Source organism: Klebsiella sp. HN106, from assembly GCF_051209435.1.
Lineage (GTDB): Bacteria > Pseudomonadota > Gammaproteobacteria > Enterobacterales > Enterobacteriaceae > Klebsiella > Klebsiella oxytoca.
Window position 1 is genome coordinate 199,001 of record NZ_JBLURD010000005.1, and the last position, 15,079, is coordinate 214,079.

Genomic DNA, 15,079 nt, shown 5'->3' on the forward strand with positions numbered 1-15,079 from the left:
ATCCGTCGCCCGATGTGATGATTACCTCTGGCTCATCCGGCGGGCAATGCGCTCAAGCTTAATCATCAGCAGCAGCGTGATGCCCACCAGCACGATGGTCAGCGCCGAACCATCGGCAATATTGCCGCGATCGGTGAGGCTGAAAATCGTCACCGGCAGCGTCGTCCAGCCCGGCGGATAGATCATTACCGTCGCGCCCAGCTCCCCCATCGACAGCGACAGGCTCAGCGCCAGCGCGGAGATCATCCACGGAGCCATGAGCGGCAGCGTGACATGGCGCAGGCGATACCACGGCGATGCCCCGAGGCTGGAGGCGACGCTTTCAATATCGGCGGAAATCCGCGTCAGACCGGTGGAGACGTTGCTGAAGGTAAACGCAGAAATCAGCACGAAGTGCGCCGCCAGCACGATCCAGAAAGTACCGTTCATTTGTAGCGGCCCCTGGCTGAAAGCCACCAGAATGCCTAAACCCACCGATACCGAAGGAATGGCGCTCGGTAAATAGAACGCCAGCCCAAGATATTTTTGCAGCTTCGCGCCGTACTGGCGCAGAGCCAGCGCAGCCCACGTGCCGCACAGCAGAGCGAACAGGCTGGCGCAAAATCCAACCATCAGGCTGGAAAAGAGCGCATCCCACGCAGCCCCGCGAAAGGCGTTCACAAAGTGCCCAAGGGTAAAACCGGACGGCAGCAGGCCGTTCCACTGCTGGCTCAGGCTGGACATCAAAATCACCGCCAGCGGCAGGAAGAAGAATCCGGCAAACAGCGTTGCCGCCAGCGCGCCCGCCGCCGCGCGGCCTTTACGCGACCAAATCAACATCGTTAGCTCCTCACGCCGGTACGCGCGGCGGCCAGGCGATAGATTATAAACAGTCCCAGCGACAGCAGAATATTTATCAGGGCAATCATGCAGGCCTGGCTGTAATCCGATTCGAGAATAGCCTTGCTGTACACCATCATCGGCAGCGTATTCACGCCTTTGGCGCCGATAAACAGTACGATGCCGAACTCGTTAGTCGTCAGCAGCAGGCACAGGCTACCGCCCGCCATCAGCGCCGGCAGCGCCGCCGGGAAAATCACCTGGCCGATAACCCGCAGCGGATGCGCGCCGAGAATACTCGCCGCCTCTAGCTGGCTTTTATCAATCTGCCGCAACCCGGCCATCAGCGGACGCATCACCAGAGGCGTGAAAACGGTGATTTCCGCCAGAATCACGCCCTGAATGGAATAAAGAAAATCGATCGGCGGCAGTTCGAAAGACAATAGCGACATTAGCGCGCCGTTCAGCAAACCCGCGGAGCCGTAGATAAAAGTAAACGCCAGGGTAATGAGAAAGGTCGGCAGGGCAATAAAGGTATCAATCACCCGGCTGATCAACTGGCTGCCGGGAAAGGGAATAAACACCAGAATCAGCGCCAGGACGCTGCCGAGCAGCAGGCAGCCCAGGGTGGCGAAGATCGCGATTTGCATCGTATTGAGCAACGCGTTGATAAAGCGCCGGGATCCCACGACCTGCCAGAAGGTTTCAAGGCTCAGGTGACCGCTGGCATCACGTAGCGCCTGTTCGCCGATCAGCAGCAGCGGATAGAAAAACAGGGTCGCCAGCACCAGCAGCGGCGGCAGAAGCCACAGTAAGGGCCGCAGCTGAACAGAGCGACGCGGGAGCGTTAGGATCTGCGACATTATGACACCTCAATCAGGACCGCATCGTTGGGTTCAAAATAGAGCGCCAGCCTGTCGCCGGCCCGCGGCAGCGGATCCACGTGGGTCATCACAATGCGCACCGCCTCCCCGGCCACGTCGCATAGCAGGTGGGTCAAATCGCCCTGCCAGTGCACCGACTGCAGGGTAGCGTTAAGCCGGTTGCTGGTGGCCGTTCGCGGCGCGAGGCTCATATGCTGCGGACGAATACACAGCAGCTTATTATTGCCGTGCTGACCGCCGCGGCTGAAAGCGGTAATCAATCCACCGCCGCAGCTGACGCTGACCAGGCCAGGCCCTGCGGTATCTTTCAGCGCCGTCGCCTGCAGGATATTGGCGCGTCCGAGAAACTCGGCGGTGAAACGATTAGGCGGATAGTGGTAAAGCTGATGGGTTTCGCCATGGGCAATGAGCGAGCCGTCTTTCATGATGCCAATCTTGTCCGCCAGGGTCAGGGCTTCGGTCTGATCGTGGGTAACGTAGAGAATTGTGAGTTCCGGCAGTTCGCGGTGCAGGCGGGCAATTTCCTCTACCATGTTGTGACGGATTTGCGCATCCAGCGCCGAGAGCGGCTCATCAAGCAGCAAGACCCGCGGACGTACGGCGATGGCGCGGGCAATCGCGACGCGCTGCTGCTGGCCGCCGGATAGCTGGTGCGGATAGCGGCTGGCGTAATCCGCCATGCCGACGATTTTCAGGGCGTCTTTGACGCGTGCAGCTATCTCCGTTTTCGGCTGCTTCTGCGCCCGCAGGCCGAAGGCGACGTTATCTTCTACCTTCATATGCGGAAACAGGGCGTAGTTTTGCACCACCATGCCAAGGCCGCGTTGATACGGCGGCAGGTGGGTGACATCCGTATCGCCCAGCAAAATCCGCCCGCCCGCCGGCTGTACAAATCCGGCTATCGCCCGCAGCACCGTGGTTTTTCCGGATCCGGATGGACCGATCAGCGCCAGCACTTCACCCGGTTCAATAGTTAAGGTCAGCGGCTTCAGCACCACGTTGCCGTGATAAGAAACGCGCAGCGAGTCGAGAGTGATCCCGGACGTTCCCGTCGACGACGGGGGATGAGCGACGGTTGTTTTCATTAACATCACGCTTACTCGCTGTCGGTGACTTGATGCCAGCGGGCAATATCCGCCGACAGTGAAGCCGCAACCTCGTCCCAGTTGGGTTCCCAGCTTTTCACGCCGTTAAGCGCCGCTTTCGCCGCTTTAAAGTTAGCGTCTTCCGGCGTCACGTCGCTGCGCGCCGGCAGCCCCCAGGAGAGCGCGCTAACGCTGGCCTGAGCGGGCTTATCGAGCAGGAAGTTAATCAGCTTTTTACCGTTTTCACCGTTCGGGCCGTTTTGCACCAGACCAATGGTATAGGGCAGCGCCAGCGCGCTGCGTTCGCCTTTAGCGTCTGCGGGCCAGAAGATTTGCACATGCGGATTACGCGCCATCTGCGACAGGTTCATTTGCAGATCGCCGTTAGCGACGTACAGCTCACCTTTATTGACCAGCGCGGTCAGCTTACCGGTAGAAGCCGATGGTCCGACGTTGTTGGTCTGGAGTTTACCCAGATAATCGAACCCCGCATCTTTGCTGCCCAGGCTGTGGAACGCCTGCAGCATGACCGCCGTACCGTCGCCCGCCTGTCCCGGCGTCGAGTACTGCAGCTTGTTCCTGAAGCGGCTATCGAGCAAATCCTGCCAGCTGGCCGGCGCGGTTTTCAGCAGCCTGCTGTTATAGATAAAGGTCAGATAGTTGTTCACCAGCGGCGAGTAGCGGTCGTGGACGCCCGGGATCTGGTCGCTGCCCTGCGGCTTAAATTCGGCCAGTAATTGTTCTTTGGCGGCACGCTGGATAAACGGCGGCACCGTCACCAGCACGTCCGCCTGCGGATTGGTGCGCTCTTTTGCCAGCCGTTCGACAATCGCTCCGGAGCCGCCTTCAACGTACTGCACTTTGATGCCCGTTGCCTTCGTAAAAGCGGCAAACTGGTTCTGATACCAGCTGTTGTCGCCGTCGTGCAGGCCGTCGGCGGAATAAACGGTGACAACGTCAGCGGACCACACCGGGGCGCTGGCGAGTACGGTAACGGTTAACAGAGCAAGTCGGGAGAGTTTCATCGTATCAGCCTCTTCGGATGGTGATCTTTATGGTCTATACCAGATTGACGTTCACGCTACCGGGGCTTTATGACAAAACGATGAATGAAGTGTGGCGAAAGGATTAAACGGAGGGAGATATACCGCTCCCGGAGGCGGCGCTTGACGCGCCTGTCCGGGCCACCCGTCCGCAGACGGCGGTGAACCCGTAGCCCGGGTAAGGCGCCAGCCGCAACCCGGGGAAAATGCTCGGACAGGACTCATAAAATCAATGGGTATCGACTTCGATGCGCAGGCTGTCGTGACGCCAGTACTCGATATCGTAATCGAGAATTCGCCCATGTTGATCGTAGTTGAGCCGGCGCAGCAGCAGCGCCGGACGCCCTTCCATCACCCCCAGGGCGTCGGCGGCCTGGGGCGGCATCGAGGTGGGCCAGAACGACAGATGCATACTGGTATATATCAGGTCATAGCGGGTCTGATAAATCTCGGTCAGGCTGCCGTTTAAATCATGGCGCAGCAGCTCGGGAACCCTGGCGGGCAGACAGTGGTTTTCACAGTAGCAAATCGCCCGCCCGTCGGCATAACGCAGACGGGTGAGCAGGTAAACCTGATCGAATGGCTGCAGCGCCAGTGGCGCCATAACGTCCAGCGGAACGGCGGTTAAACGCCCGTCCAGCAGCACCGTTTTCGGCTCCCGCCCCTGCTCCAGGCACAGCTTATGGAAGTTGGTATTTTGCGTCGGATCCAGCCAAAGCCGCTCCGGCGTGACAAACCAGCCGCGGCGGTCGGCGCGATAAATCACGCCGCTGGCCTCAAGCTGCGCCAGGCTCTCGCGCACCGTAATACGCGTGGTATTGAACAGCGCGCACAGCTCGCGCTCGGAAGGCAGTTTATCGCCGCTCTTCAACGCGCCGTTTTGAATACGCGCCTGTAGCTGCGCCTTGATCAGCAGATACTGTGGCGTCTCGCCAGAGGGTGATTTCATGTTCGCTCGCTGCCAAATTTGATGCGCTCATTATACATAACCAGATGAATTTTTTGTTGCAACGCCACTTTCCCTTTGACCTTTTCCGCAGACGATCGCCATTATAAAAAGCATCTGGTATAGACCAAATGGTGAAATAGATGACTCCACGCAATTATCTGCTGCTGACCCCCGGCCCGCTGACCACTTCCCGTACGGTAAAAGAGGCGATGCTGTTCGACAGCTGTACCTGGGACGATGACTACAATCTCGGCGTGGTTCAGGCCATCCGCCAACGGCTGGTGGAACTGGCGACGCCCGCCGACGGCTACACTTCAGTACTGCTGCAAGGCAGCGGTAGCTACGCGGTTGAGGCAGTGCTCGGCAGCGCGATCGGCGTGCAGGACAAGATTTTGATTATCAGCAATGGCGCCTACGGCGCGCGCATGATCGAGATGGCGAAACTGTTGAACATTGCGCACCACCCTTACGACTGCGGTGAAGTCGCGCGACCGGACGATGCAGCGATCGAACGGATCCTGCAAACCGACCCGGCGATCACCCATATCGCTATGGTCCATTGCGAAACGACAACCGGTATGCTCAACCCGATCGAAGCGGTGGCGGCGCTGGCAAAACGGTACGACAAACGCTACATCGTCGATGCCATGAGCAGCTTCGGCGGCAATCCCATGGACGTCGCCGCGCTGAACATTGACTATCTGATCAGCTCCGCCAACAAATGCATACAGGGGGTGCCGGGCTTCGCCTTCGTCATTGCCCGGGAAGCGGAACTGGCAAACTGTCAGGGCCGCTCGCGCTCGCTGTCGCTGGATCTCTACGCCCAGTGGCGCTGCATGGAGGATAACCACGGCAAGTGGCGCTTTACTTCACCAACTCATACCGTGCTGGCCTTTGCCCAGGCGTTAAAAGAACTGGCGGAAGAAGGCGGCGTGAGCGCACGTCACCAGCGATACTGCGCTAACCAGCAGCGTCTGGTGGCCGGAATGCGCGCATTAGGCTTTCAGCCGCTGCTCGACGATAGCCTGCACTCGCCGATCATCACCGCATTTTACTCCCCGGATGCGCCGCAGTATCGCTTTAAGGATTTCTATCAGCGGCTTAAAGAGCAGGGTTTCGTGATCTACCCGGGCAAGGTGTCGCAAAGCGACTGCTTCCGTATCGGCAACATTGGCGAAGTGTACGACGCCGACATCACCGCCCTGCTGGCGGCCATTAAAAACGCCATGTACTGGCAACGCTAAGGAACCATCATGAACCGTATTAACGCCGTTATTCTTGATTGGGCAGGCACCACCGTCGACTTTGGCTCCTTCGCGCCGACGCAGATTTTCGTTGAGGCCTTCCGTCAGGCTTTTGCCGTGGAGATTACACTCGAAGAAGCCAGGGTGCCGATGGGTCTCGGCAAATGGCAGCATATTGCAGCGCTGGGGAAACTCCCCTCCGTGGACGCCCGCTGGCAGGCGAAGTTTGGCCGCGCGATGAACGCTGCCGATATCGATGCGATCTATGCCGCGTTTATGCCGCTGCAGATTGCCAAAGTCGTCGATTTTGCTGCGCCAATCGCCGGGGTTGTCGACACCATTGCCGCGCTGCGCGCCGAAGGTATAAAAATTGGCTCCTGTTCCGGCTATCCGCGTCCGGTGATGGAAAAGCTGGCGCCGGCCGCCGCCGCGCAGGGCTATGCGCCTGACCACTGGGTAGCGACGGACGACCTCGCCGTCGGGGGACGGCCAGGCCCGTGGATGGCGTTACAGAACGTCATTGTCCTCGGCATCGACTCGGTAGCCCACTGCGTCAAGGTTGATGATTCCGCTCCCGGCATTACCGAAGGATTAAACGCCGGGATGTGGAGCGTGGGTCTGGCGGTTTCCGGTAACGAATTCGGCGCCAGCTGGGAGGAATATCAGCAGATGAGCGCCGAAGAGATCGCCGCCCGCCGCGAGCACGCCGCCGGGAAGCTGTCCGCCGCCGGGGCGCATTACGTCGTGGATACGCTGGCGGATTTACCGGGCGTCATTGCCGACATCAACCGTCGCCTGGCGCAGGGCGAACGCCCGTAGATTTATTGACGGTTCGCCTGACTGCGGCCGATTACACCCGTACTTTCGTCGCCACCAGTACACCGGTGAGCAGCATTAATGTACCGGAGAGGACCAGCGGCGAGAGCAGACCAAGGTGGTCCAGCGCCACGCCGCCCACCGCTGCGCCGCAGGTATTGGCCAGTTGGATCACCGCCACCTGAATCGACCCGGCTTTCTCCGCCTGATCGGACAGGGAGCGGGTGATCCACGTTGACCAGCCAACCGGCACCAGCGCGAAGGCAAAACCCCAGATAACGGCCACCGCCGACGCCACGATTTTACTCTCCCCCCACAGCACCAGCACCGCCGCGCTGATGGCCAGCACCACCGGGGCAACCGCCAGCGCCGCTTTCACCGATCGTTTGAGCAGCATCGAAGAGAGCGAGGTGCCGACGAAGCTGGCGATGCCGAAGCTCAACAGCACCAGCGTCAGGCCGTCAACGTCAAAACCCGCCAGCGTCATATACACCGGGCGAATATAGGTAAAGAAGGCGAACTGGCCGGCGAAGGCCATAAAGATGGCGCACATCCCGGCCATTACGCCGGGGCGCTTTAACAGGCCAAACATATTTTGCTGCGCCGAGGTCGACTCGCCAGGCAAAGAAGGCAGCGCCTTCAACACCCAAATCGTACAGACCACGCCCATCACCGCGGCGGCGTTAAAGACGTTACGCCAGCCGATAATCCCGCCGAGGAAGCTGCCGAGCGGCGCGGCGATCACCAGCGCTATCGATACCGCGCCGAAAATGACCGACAGCGCTTTGGGCACCACGCGCATCGGCACCAGTCGCATGGTGAGCGACGCCGACATCGCCCAAAAACCGCCCAGCGCCAGCCCAAGGCAGGCGCGCCCCACCAGAAGCAAGGAGAAACTGTTGGCAAAGGAGACCAGCAGACAAGAGACGGTCAGCAGGACGGAAAACAGAATCACCACGTAGCGACGATCGGTACTGCGGATGATCGAGGTGATAAACAGGCTGGCAAACATCGCCACAAACGCGGTGGTGGTGACCGACTGCCCGGCAACGCCTTCTGAGATGCCCAAATCCTGCGCCATCGGCGTAAGCAGGCTCACCGGCAGGAACTCAACGGTAATCAGGCAGGCAACGCAGAAGGCCACCGCAAAAACCGCCGACCAGTTGGGTCGCGCCGCCTGATTAGCCTGCGGCGCAGAGGCATTCGAAGGAGTCATAAGTTACCTGCATGGTTGAATACGGAGGAGCCGCGCAGTGTAACATTTAAAATGTGACGAATTTAACGTTTTGACAACTTTTCAGGCTTTGCAAAGTACCTGCGTAGCTGCTCGCATAACCGGAAAATCACGTTTTTAGGTATTCCGTAACAGTAAGAGGAAGAAATAACATAGCACTTGGTGCTATATTTATGGTTACAGGATGTCAGCCAATGCGTATTTTTAAAACAAAATGGTTTACCAGGGAAGCCCGGGCTCATGCGATTGATGACGACGAACTTTGCAAAGCGATTGAAGCCACTCTCCAGGGAAAAGTAGATAACCTTGGTGGCGGCGTTTACAAAAAACGCCTTAATAAAAATCGCGATCGCGCAATCATCCTGGCAAAGGGTGCTGAGCATTGGTTTTACACATTTTTATACGCCAAACAGGATATCGCCAATATCGATAACCGAGAACTCGCGGCGTTCCGTGAGTTAGCCAGGCATTATTCCCTTCTCAGCGAGGAGAAAATGGCGGCATTGGTTAAGAGAAAAGAATTGGTGGAGATTTGTCATGACTGCAAAAACTAAATTCAAAAGCCCCGCCTTTGAAGCTATCCATAGCGCTGCCGCAGGTTTATACAGTGTTGATGCGATCGCGCAGGAGACGATGCGCAGCTTTGATGAAACATGCATCAGCCGCGTAAGCGATTTCCAACCTGGTGAAATTAAGGCTCTACGTGACCAACTCAACGTCAGTCAGCCGGTTTTTGCCCGCTATCTGAACACCAGCGTGTCCACGGTCCAAAAATGGGAAAGTGGGGCAAAACGCCCCGGTAGGCTGGCATTGAAATTACTCAATATCGTGCAAAAACATGGGTTAGAAGTGCTGGCATGATGCCACTTTGAGGTGATGACTTTTGCATAGTTGGTCTCGTCAGGAAGAGTTTTAACGAAGCCAACAGTGCACAGGGAAGCGCTATCAGTGTAGCCAGTGGACCCCATCTTCGGGTAAAAACAGCGTGTTATAGCGCTCCTGTAAAGCGTGCAGCTCGCTCACTTCCGGCTCCAGCTCGCGAAGGAAACCTTGCGCGAGGCGAATTTGCGCTTCGGTAATTGGCGCCGCGAGGCGGGCCTTTTTCATCAACCGATACCAGTAATGCAGGTTCTGCTCGCTGCCGTCGACGATAGCAGTCTGCCAAATCAGCAGCACCTGAGCGGCATTTTGCAAATGCGCTTCATTCGGCCGTTCCAGGTAGCGCAGATACTCGTTACCGGCCGTTTTTCCCAGCTGATCGATCATCGATTCCAGCGGTACCGGCGTAATGCCTAACCGTTCGCTCAGACGGCGAATCGCACGGCGTGAATCAGAGGTAAGCACCCGAAATCCCACAACAAATACCACTATCAGCGTGGCCAGTCCTAACCAGATCATGCATCCTCTCATTCAATCGCAGCCCCACTATCATAATGGGAAATTGCCCGCTGTCGACTGTCGGTGGTACCAGAATGTGACTTATCGTGACCTCGTCTCGCTATCATCAAACCGCCCGGCAAGAGGTATAAAAAAGCCCGGCGCAAAGGCCGGGCAAAGTGACTCACACCCAATGACTCAGGCAGTCTGCAAAGTTTGTGTCTTTTTCTGACGGCGGATTTTACGTTCTTCAAACACCGCAACGATGGCCATCAGGCAGATGCAGCCAATTGCCGCCGCATCCAGCGCCGCAAAGGTCCCCGCCCAGCCGGTGAGGCCAAAAATCGGCGTTCCGTCGGCGATCATCCCGAGGCCGAGCTTGGCGAAGCTATCGCCGATCAGATAGGCAAAGGTGCCCTTGATCCCGTCGGCTGCGCCAATCGCTTTTTTCGGCACAAAGCCTACTGCGGCAACGCCGATCAGCAGCTGCGGGCCAAAAACCAGGAAACCCAGCGCAAACAGCGATGCGAGATAAACGTACTGGTTACTGGCGTGCTGATAAACCCCAAGGGTGGCGATAATCAGCGCCAGCGCAATGCAGGCTACCAGCGCCCGACGACCGTTTGCCAGATCCGACAGCCAGCCCCATAGCAGCGTGCCGACCAGCGCGCCTACTTCAAAAAGGGTAAAGCCCTGAATCGCCACTTCTTTGGAGAGCTTCAGCTCCTGGAAAGCGTAAACAGTGGACCACTGGTCAATGCCGATGCGCACCACGTACAGAAAGATGTTGGAGAAACACAGCAGCCAGATGACTTTATTCTTCAGCACGTACTCGACAAAGATCTGCCATTTGGTCATGGCGTTCTCTTCCGTCTCTTTATCCTCTTCGCTAATCTCTTCGCCAAACAGCTCTTCGGCGTTACCGAGACCGTAAGATTCCGGGGAGTCGCTGCCGAAGCGCAGGCCGATAAAACCGACGATTAGCGCAATAATCGACGGGAAGATAAACATCCCGATCACGTGGCCGTCGAACAGGTAGTTCGCGCCAAACAGCGCCACGCCCGCGGCGCCGGCGCCGCCGAGGTTGTGAGAGATATTCCAGAAGCCGAGGAAGGTGCCGCGTTTACGGCGGGGCGTCCACTTGGTAATGGTCGAATAGCTGCACGACCCACCGGTGCTCTGGAAAAAGCCGCTCAGGGCGTAGAAGGCGATCATCAGGAACAGGCTGGTCGACCCCGCACCCATGCTGGCGCTGAAGCCGAGCATACAAATGGCCGAGAGGATCAGCATAAACGGCAGGAACTGCTTGGTGTTCTTACCGTCTGCGTAGTAAGAAACCAGCGTTTTACCCACGCCGTAGGTGATAGAGAACCCGAGGCCGATCATCCCCAGCTGCGTCATGCTCAACCCGTAGGTGGAGATCATGTCGTTCTGCGCGATATTAAAGTTTTTGCGGATCAGGTACATGGTCAGATAGCCGATGAAAACCACCAGATACGACTGCATGAACGGTTTGAACCACATTTTGCGCCGCGCTTCGAGCGGCAGGTCCAGGGTAGGCTTGCGCACCTGGTTTAAGAAGGCCAGCATGATTGAGTGACTCCTGAGCTGATTTACTACCTGCGAATAGCAGGCATTGTAAAAATCAGCCGGAAGACCCGCCTGAGACAGCGTCCAGGCGAAACCGGGAAAATTTCTTAGTTTTACGCCATTCGGCGGAGAAAGGTGAGGCAGATCACGCTTCTCGCGGCGCCTGGGCATTTAGAAACGGCAGCAGCAGCAGAGCGGAGATGCCGGCAGCAATGGCGATGACCACGAAAAAACCGCTCCAGTGCCAGATCTCCATGACCTGCGCCAGCGGCCAGCCGGAGAGCGACGCGCCAAGATAGGCAAACAGCCCGACAAAGCCGGTTGCCGCCCCCGCCGCCTCTTTGTGCGAGCACTCCGCCGCCGCCATGCCAATCAGCATCTGCGGGCCAAAAACGAAAAAGCCGGCGGTAAAGAAACAGGCCGCCTGCATCACGTAGCTGGCGAATGGCATCAGCCACAGGCCGCCGACCGACAGCAAAATCCCGGCGGCGAAAATCAGGTTCATCGGCCCGCGATTGCCGTTAAACAGCTTATCAGAGCCCCAGCCCGCCACCAGCGCGCCGATAAAACCGCCTACCTCGAACATGGTGACCGCAGAATTCGCCGTGACCAGATCGACGCCGAGCGTTTCCGACATATAGAGATTGCCCCAGTCGTTAATCGCTGCGCGCACTACATATACCAGCACGTAGCACAGCGAGAGCAGCCAGATATAGGGATTCAACAGCACGTATTTGGTGAGGATCTCTTTGCGAGTCAGCCCTACCCCTTCCTGCTGCTGGGCAATCTCCAGTTCATCGTGACGCCAGTCGCCTACTGCGGGCAGCCCTACCGCCTGCGGCCGGTCGCGCAGTCGCCAGCAGAGAAACAGCCCGGCGAGGATCGCCAGCATGCCGGCAATCATCATTCCCGTTCGCCAGCCGTAGTGCAGCGCCGCCGCGCCAACCACCATCGGGATCAGCGCCCCGCCGACGTTATGCGCCGTGTTCCACAACGCCCACCAGCCGCCGCGTTCGGTACGCGAATACCAGGCCGTCAGCAGACGCGCGCACACCGGCGACCCCCAGCCCTGGAAGAAGGCGTTCAGGGCCCACAGCAGCGCGAAGGCCCACAGCGAAGTGGAAAAGCCAAACAGGATATTCACTACGCCGGTGGCGACCAGACCAATCCCCATAAAATAGCGAGCATCAGAGCGGTCGCTGACGATACCGGAGAAAAACTTCGATAGCCCGTAGGTGATGTAGAACAGCGTTGCCAGCAGGCCGATATCGCTACGCGTCAGTACGTTGCTGGCGAGGATTTCCGGCACGGCGGCATTAAAGCTTTTACGCGTAAAATAAAACAGCGCATAGCCCAGCCAGATGGTCAGCAGAATATGTCGACGCCAGTAGCGGTAGCGCTCGTCCAGCGCCTGTTTATCGGTAATCGGCGGAGCATCGGGCGGAGATTTCAAAAAGGCAAACATCGTCGTTCCTCAGGCGTAGCGCAGCGGCAGGCTGACGCAAACGCGGGTGCCGTGGGTGCAGGAGATGGTTAAGGTGCCGCCCAGCGCGCTGACGCGTTCGCGCATGCCGGTGAGGCCAAAGCCCTGCTGACCGGAGCCCGGCGGCAGGCCGCAGCCGTCGTCCTCCAGCACCAGCATCAGCCGCTGCTCCTGCTGCCAGCCCTGCAGCGTGACGGCGCTGGCGCTGGCGTGTTTGACAATATTATTCAGCCCCTCCTGACAAACGCGGAACAGGGTGACTCGCTGGTTTTCACTCAGCAGCGACTCATCAATACGCCACTCCAGATGGCTGACCATACCGCGATCCTCCAGCTCCATTTCGCGCATCAGCGAGCGAACCGCCTGCTCAAGCGTCAGATCGTCCAGCTGGCGCGGGCGCAGGCGGCCCAGCAGGCGGCGCACCGAATCATAGACGCCGAGCGAAAGCTGTTCAATCAGCTGCCCGCTCTGCCTGACGCTGGCGCTGTTCGGCGCCAGACGCTGGACGATCCCCGCCTGGGTGCGGATGGCGGTAATGGTCTGGCCGATATCATCGTGCAGCTCGCGGGCGACCTCGCGACGTACGCTCTCTTCGGTTTCCAGCAGACGTTCCGCCAGCCGCTGGTTACGCACCAGCTCGTTTTGCAGCGACTGGTTCAGCTCGCGCAGCCGCTGAATGCCGGCGCCCAGCAACAGGCCCGTCAGGCTTTGCGCCAGCAGCGAAAGCAATAAATCCACCGGGTGTTCGTGCCAGGTCTGGCTGGCGATCAGCGCGATAGCGTTCATCAGGGTCGCGATCAGCGCGCCCTGCCAGCCGTAATGCCAGGCCAGAGCGATAATCGGCAGCGCCAGGCAGAAGGGCGTAAATCGTGAGAGCTCGGCGGGTAGCCCCAGCTGAAGCCAGAGGCTGACGCTGAACAGCAGCAGGTACCAGACAAGATGCCGCCCGCGCCAGTTCACCGGCTGCGAGACCAGCGATGGCCCCAGCGGCCGCCAGACGGTGCTGGTGAGATAGTGCCAAATCACCAGGCAAGTGGGAGCCAGCGTCAGGCCGCCGGTCAGGGTCAGCAGCAGCGCGTTCAGCCCCTCTTTACCCTCCAGCAGCCACGGCAGCGACTGAAGCAGCGCAGCGGCGATCAACGCGCCCCCCTGGCGCAGCAGGGTGAGCCAGTCGCGCTGCTGACGATAGCGCGAGATCAGCGCCACCGGCAGCAGGGTCAACAGACTTCCGGTCATCAATATTATCGGGTGCGCCAGCGCAACTTCCTGCGCCAGCCAGAGGATCAGCAGCCACTCCGCGCCCAGCAGAACCGGCCAGTAGCCGCGCGGGCACTGCAGCATCAGGCCAAGACGCAGCCCGAAGGGAAACAGCAGTACCGCAAGATCGGCACGCTCTACCAGGTGCAGGCTGATGCTCCACAGGCAAAACCACGCGGCGGAAAAGATAAAGCAACAGCCGATAACCGAGAGCAGCCGGGAGAGAAAGGCGTTCATTGCCAGCTATCGAACATGCGGCGCGCCAGCTCAACGTCGTTGCTGACGCCCAGCTTTTCCAGCAGATTGGCACGATGAACGTGCACGGTTTTTGGCGACAGGCCCAGCTCGGCGGCAATCTCCTTTACCGCCATCCCCTGCGCCAGCTTTTCCGCCACTTCGCGTTCGCGTTTGGTCAGCGGGTCCCGTCGTCCGGCCGCCAGCTTCATGGCGATATCCGGCGTCAGATAGCAGCCGCCGGCCGCCACGGTGCGGACGGCAGCGATCAGCTCATCCGGGCTGCAGCGCTTGGAGAGAAAACCGCGCGCGCCGGCGTTCAGCGCCTGCTCCACCAGCGCCGGACTGTCGTGCACCGACAGCATTACGATCGCCATTCCTTTCGGTAGCTGGCTTAACAGCTCAAGCCCGGAGATATCCGGCATCGAGATATCGCAGATGCAGACCTGCACGCCGCGGCCGGGCAGCCCCGCCAGCGCTTCGCGCCCGGAACCGAATTCTGCGACGACCTGAAAATCGGCTTCCAGCCCCAGCAGTTGGGCAAAGCCGGAGCGGACGATAAGATGATCGTCAATAAGGGCGATTGTGGTCATGGCGATTCCTGGGAGGATAAAAAACGCGCTTACCTTAACGGTATAAACGTCATCCTTCAAGCTGCCTCTGTCCCCCAGTCGCTTACCTGAGTAAGCGCCCGGGGATGCTCATACTTGCTGCCCTGATGCGGCTTGAGTGATTTTGTCTATCGCGCGCCGCGGTTCAAGCCGCGAGCGATTATTCGAAGAACACCGCAATTTTGCTGAACATGGAGGGATCGGACTGATTGCGTACCACTTTCTCAACGTCTTCCAGCTTTTCAATCTGACTAATCATCTGCCCGAGGCGCTGATCGTCGTTGACCAGTAGCCAGATGCAGCTCTGGTTGCTGTCCTGAATTGGCAGACAAAGAATGCCTTCCACGTTAAATGCGCGGCGGGCAAACAGGCCGCAAACGTGGGTCATCACGCCGGGATGGTTGCGCACGGTGAGCTGTAGAATAACGTTTTCATGAGTCGCTTGTTGCATGG

General features: G+C 58.8%; 16 protein-coding genes. 4 read left to right on the forward strand and 12 right to left on the reverse strand.

Features of this window, described 5'->3' with window-relative positions; all coding sequences use genetic code 11:
• Positions 1 to 21: 21 nt before the first annotated feature.
• The 5 genes from phnV to phnR all read right to left on the reverse strand — a co-directional run bounded on the left by phnV (position 22) and on the right by phnR (position 4,780).
• On the reverse strand, positions 22 to 819 hold the full coding sequence (gene phnV / locus ACSIPU_RS15180; protein ID WP_004107071.1) for a 2-aminoethylphosphonate ABC transport system, membrane component PhnV: 798 nt from the start codon (positions 817 to 819) through the stop codon (positions 22 to 24).
• A gap of 2 nt (positions 820 to 821) precedes the next feature.
• Positions 822 to 1,682, reverse strand: coding sequence for a 2-aminoethylphosphonate ABC transporter permease subunit (phnU, locus tag ACSIPU_RS15185; RefSeq protein WP_004107074.1), 861 nt, complete (start codon positions 1,680 to 1,682; stop codon positions 822 to 824).
• The gene (phnT, locus tag ACSIPU_RS15190; RefSeq protein WP_004107077.1) at positions 1,682 to 2,794 is read right to left on the reverse strand and encodes a 2-aminoethylphosphonate ABC transport system ATP-binding subunit PhnT; all 1,113 of its coding nucleotides are present in this window, start codon (positions 2,792 to 2,794) and stop codon (positions 1,682 to 1,684) included. The genes phnU and phnT overlap by 1 nt, the downstream gene beginning before the upstream one ends.
• Before the next feature lie 5 nt (positions 2,795 to 2,799).
• Positions 2,800 to 3,813, reverse strand: a complete 1,014-nt coding sequence (phnS, locus tag ACSIPU_RS15195) for a 2-aminoethylphosphonate ABC transporter substrate-binding protein (protein ID WP_004107080.1) — start codon at positions 3,811 to 3,813, stop codon at positions 2,800 to 2,802.
• A 247-nt stretch (positions 3,814 to 4,060) separates the two neighbouring features.
• A complete protein-coding gene (phnR, locus tag ACSIPU_RS15200; RefSeq protein ID WP_070556485.1) occupies positions 4,061 to 4,780 on the reverse strand; it encodes a phosphonate utilization transcriptional regulator PhnR in 720 nt (239 codons plus the stop codon).
• Between the two features lie 140 nt (positions 4,781 to 4,920).
• Here phnR and phnW point away from each other — a divergent pair, with 140 nt between their 5' ends.
• Both phnW and phnX read left to right on the forward strand, forming a co-directional pair.
• Positions 4,921 to 6,024 (forward strand): 2-aminoethylphosphonate--pyruvate transaminase, encoded by a 1,104-nt coding sequence (gene phnW / locus ACSIPU_RS15205; RefSeq protein ID WP_142472405.1) that lies wholly within the window; start codon positions 4,921 to 4,923, stop codon positions 6,022 to 6,024.
• Positions 6,025 to 6,033: 9 nt separating this feature from the next.
• Complete coding sequence (phnX, locus tag ACSIPU_RS15210) at positions 6,034 to 6,843, forward strand: phosphonoacetaldehyde hydrolase (protein WP_070556489.1); 810 nt, start codon at positions 6,034 to 6,036, stop codon at positions 6,841 to 6,843.
• A 31-nt stretch (positions 6,844 to 6,874) separates the two neighbouring features.
• Here the strand turns inward: phnX and nepI are convergent, their stop codons facing one another.
• Complete coding sequence (gene nepI / locus ACSIPU_RS15215) at positions 6,875 to 8,056, reverse strand: purine ribonucleoside efflux pump NepI (RefSeq protein WP_004107090.1); 1,182 nt, start codon at positions 8,054 to 8,056, stop codon at positions 6,875 to 6,877.
• A gap of 212 nt (positions 8,057 to 8,268) precedes the next feature.
• Between nepI and ACSIPU_RS15220 the strand changes: the two genes are divergently transcribed.
• Both ACSIPU_RS15220 and ACSIPU_RS15225 read left to right on the forward strand, forming a co-directional pair.
• Positions 8,269 to 8,628: a type II toxin-antitoxin system RelE/ParE family toxin gene (locus ACSIPU_RS15220; protein ID WP_004107091.1), complete on the forward strand. Its 360-nt coding sequence runs from the start codon at positions 8,269 to 8,271 to the stop codon at positions 8,626 to 8,628.
• Positions 8,612 to 8,935, forward strand: a complete 324-nt coding sequence (locus tag ACSIPU_RS15225) for a helix-turn-helix domain-containing protein (protein WP_004107092.1) — start codon at positions 8,612 to 8,614, stop codon at positions 8,933 to 8,935. The genes ACSIPU_RS15220 and ACSIPU_RS15225 overlap by 17 nt, the downstream gene beginning before the upstream one ends.
• 84 nt (positions 8,936 to 9,019) lie before the next feature.
• On the opposite strand, the gene ACSIPU_RS15230 is transcribed toward ACSIPU_RS15225, so the two are convergent.
• The 6 genes from ACSIPU_RS15230 to ilvN form a co-directional block, all read right to left on the reverse strand.
• Positions 9,020 to 9,472, reverse strand: coding sequence for a DUF1198 domain-containing protein (locus tag ACSIPU_RS15230; protein ID WP_004116616.1), 453 nt, complete (start codon positions 9,470 to 9,472; stop codon positions 9,020 to 9,022).
• 177 nt (positions 9,473 to 9,649) lie between these two features.
• Entirely contained in the window at positions 9,650 to 11,041 is a 1,392-nt protein-coding gene (uhpT, locus tag ACSIPU_RS15235) for a hexose-6-phosphate:phosphate antiporter (protein WP_004107098.1), read from the reverse strand.
• A 145-nt stretch (positions 11,042 to 11,186) separates the two neighbouring features.
• Positions 11,187 to 12,506: an MFS transporter gene (locus tag ACSIPU_RS15240; RefSeq protein ID WP_004107101.1), complete on the reverse strand. Its 1,320-nt coding sequence runs from the start codon at positions 12,504 to 12,506 to the stop codon at positions 11,187 to 11,189.
• 9 nt (positions 12,507 to 12,515) lie between these two features.
• Positions 12,516 to 13,997 (reverse strand): signal transduction histidine-protein kinase/phosphatase UhpB, encoded by a 1,482-nt coding sequence (uhpB, locus tag ACSIPU_RS15245; RefSeq protein ID WP_160887321.1) that lies wholly within the window; start codon positions 13,995 to 13,997, stop codon positions 12,516 to 12,518.
• A 17-nt stretch (positions 13,998 to 14,014) separates the two neighbouring features.
• Positions 14,015 to 14,608: a transcriptional regulator UhpA gene (uhpA, locus tag ACSIPU_RS15250; protein ID WP_004107112.1), complete on the reverse strand. Its 594-nt coding sequence runs from the start codon at positions 14,606 to 14,608 to the stop codon at positions 14,015 to 14,017.
• 178 nt (positions 14,609 to 14,786) lie between these two features.
• Entirely contained in the window at positions 14,787 to 15,077 is a 291-nt protein-coding gene (gene ilvN, locus ACSIPU_RS15255; RefSeq protein WP_196557632.1) for an acetolactate synthase small subunit, read from the reverse strand.
• Positions 15,078 to 15,079: the final 2 nt, after the last annotated feature.

Bases quoted from the DNA above. Each gene is read 5' to 3' on its own strand.
- phnV (WP_004107071.1), bottom strand. From the start codon at position 819: ATGTTGATTTGGTCGCGTAAAGGCCGCGCGGCGGCGGGCGCGCTGGCG.
- phnU (WP_004107074.1), bottom strand. From the start codon at position 1,682: ATGTCGCAGATCCTAACGCTCCCGCGTCGCTCTGTTCAGCTGCGGCCC.
- phnT (WP_004107077.1), bottom strand. From the start codon at position 2,794: ATGTTAATGAAAACAACCGTCGCTCATCCCCCGTCGTCGACGGGAACG.
- phnS (WP_004107080.1), bottom strand. From the start codon at position 3,813: ATGAAACTCTCCCGACTTGCTCTGTTAACCGTTACCGTACTCGCCAGC.
- phnR (WP_070556485.1), bottom strand. From the start codon at position 4,780: ATGAAATCACCCTCTGGCGAGACGCCACAGTATCTGCTGATCAAGGCG.
- phnW (WP_142472405.1), top strand. From the start codon at position 4,921: ATGACTCCACGCAATTATCTGCTGCTGACCCCCGGCCCGCTGACCACT.
- phnX (WP_070556489.1), top strand. From the start codon at position 6,034: ATGAACCGTATTAACGCCGTTATTCTTGATTGGGCAGGCACCACCGTC.
- nepI (WP_004107090.1), bottom strand. From the start codon at position 8,056: ATGACTCCTTCGAATGCCTCTGCGCCGCAGGCTAATCAGGCGGCGCGA.
- ACSIPU_RS15220 (WP_004107091.1), top strand. From the start codon at position 8,269: ATGCGTATTTTTAAAACAAAATGGTTTACCAGGGAAGCCCGGGCTCAT.
- ACSIPU_RS15225 (WP_004107092.1), top strand. From the start codon at position 8,612: ATGACTGCAAAAACTAAATTCAAAAGCCCCGCCTTTGAAGCTATCCAT.
- ACSIPU_RS15230 (WP_004116616.1), bottom strand. From the start codon at position 9,472: ATGATCTGGTTAGGACTGGCCACGCTGATAGTGGTATTTGTTGTGGGA.
- uhpT (WP_004107098.1), bottom strand. From the start codon at position 11,041: ATGCTGGCCTTCTTAAACCAGGTGCGCAAGCCTACCCTGGACCTGCCG.
- ACSIPU_RS15240 (WP_004107101.1), bottom strand. From the start codon at position 12,506: ATGTTTGCCTTTTTGAAATCTCCGCCCGATGCTCCGCCGATTACCGAT.
- uhpA (WP_004107112.1), bottom strand. From the start codon at position 14,608: ATGACCACAATCGCCCTTATTGACGATCATCTTATCGTCCGCTCCGGC.
- ilvN (WP_196557632.1), bottom strand. From the start codon at position 15,077: ATGCAACAAGCGACTCATGAAAACGTTATTCTACAGCTCACCGTGCGC.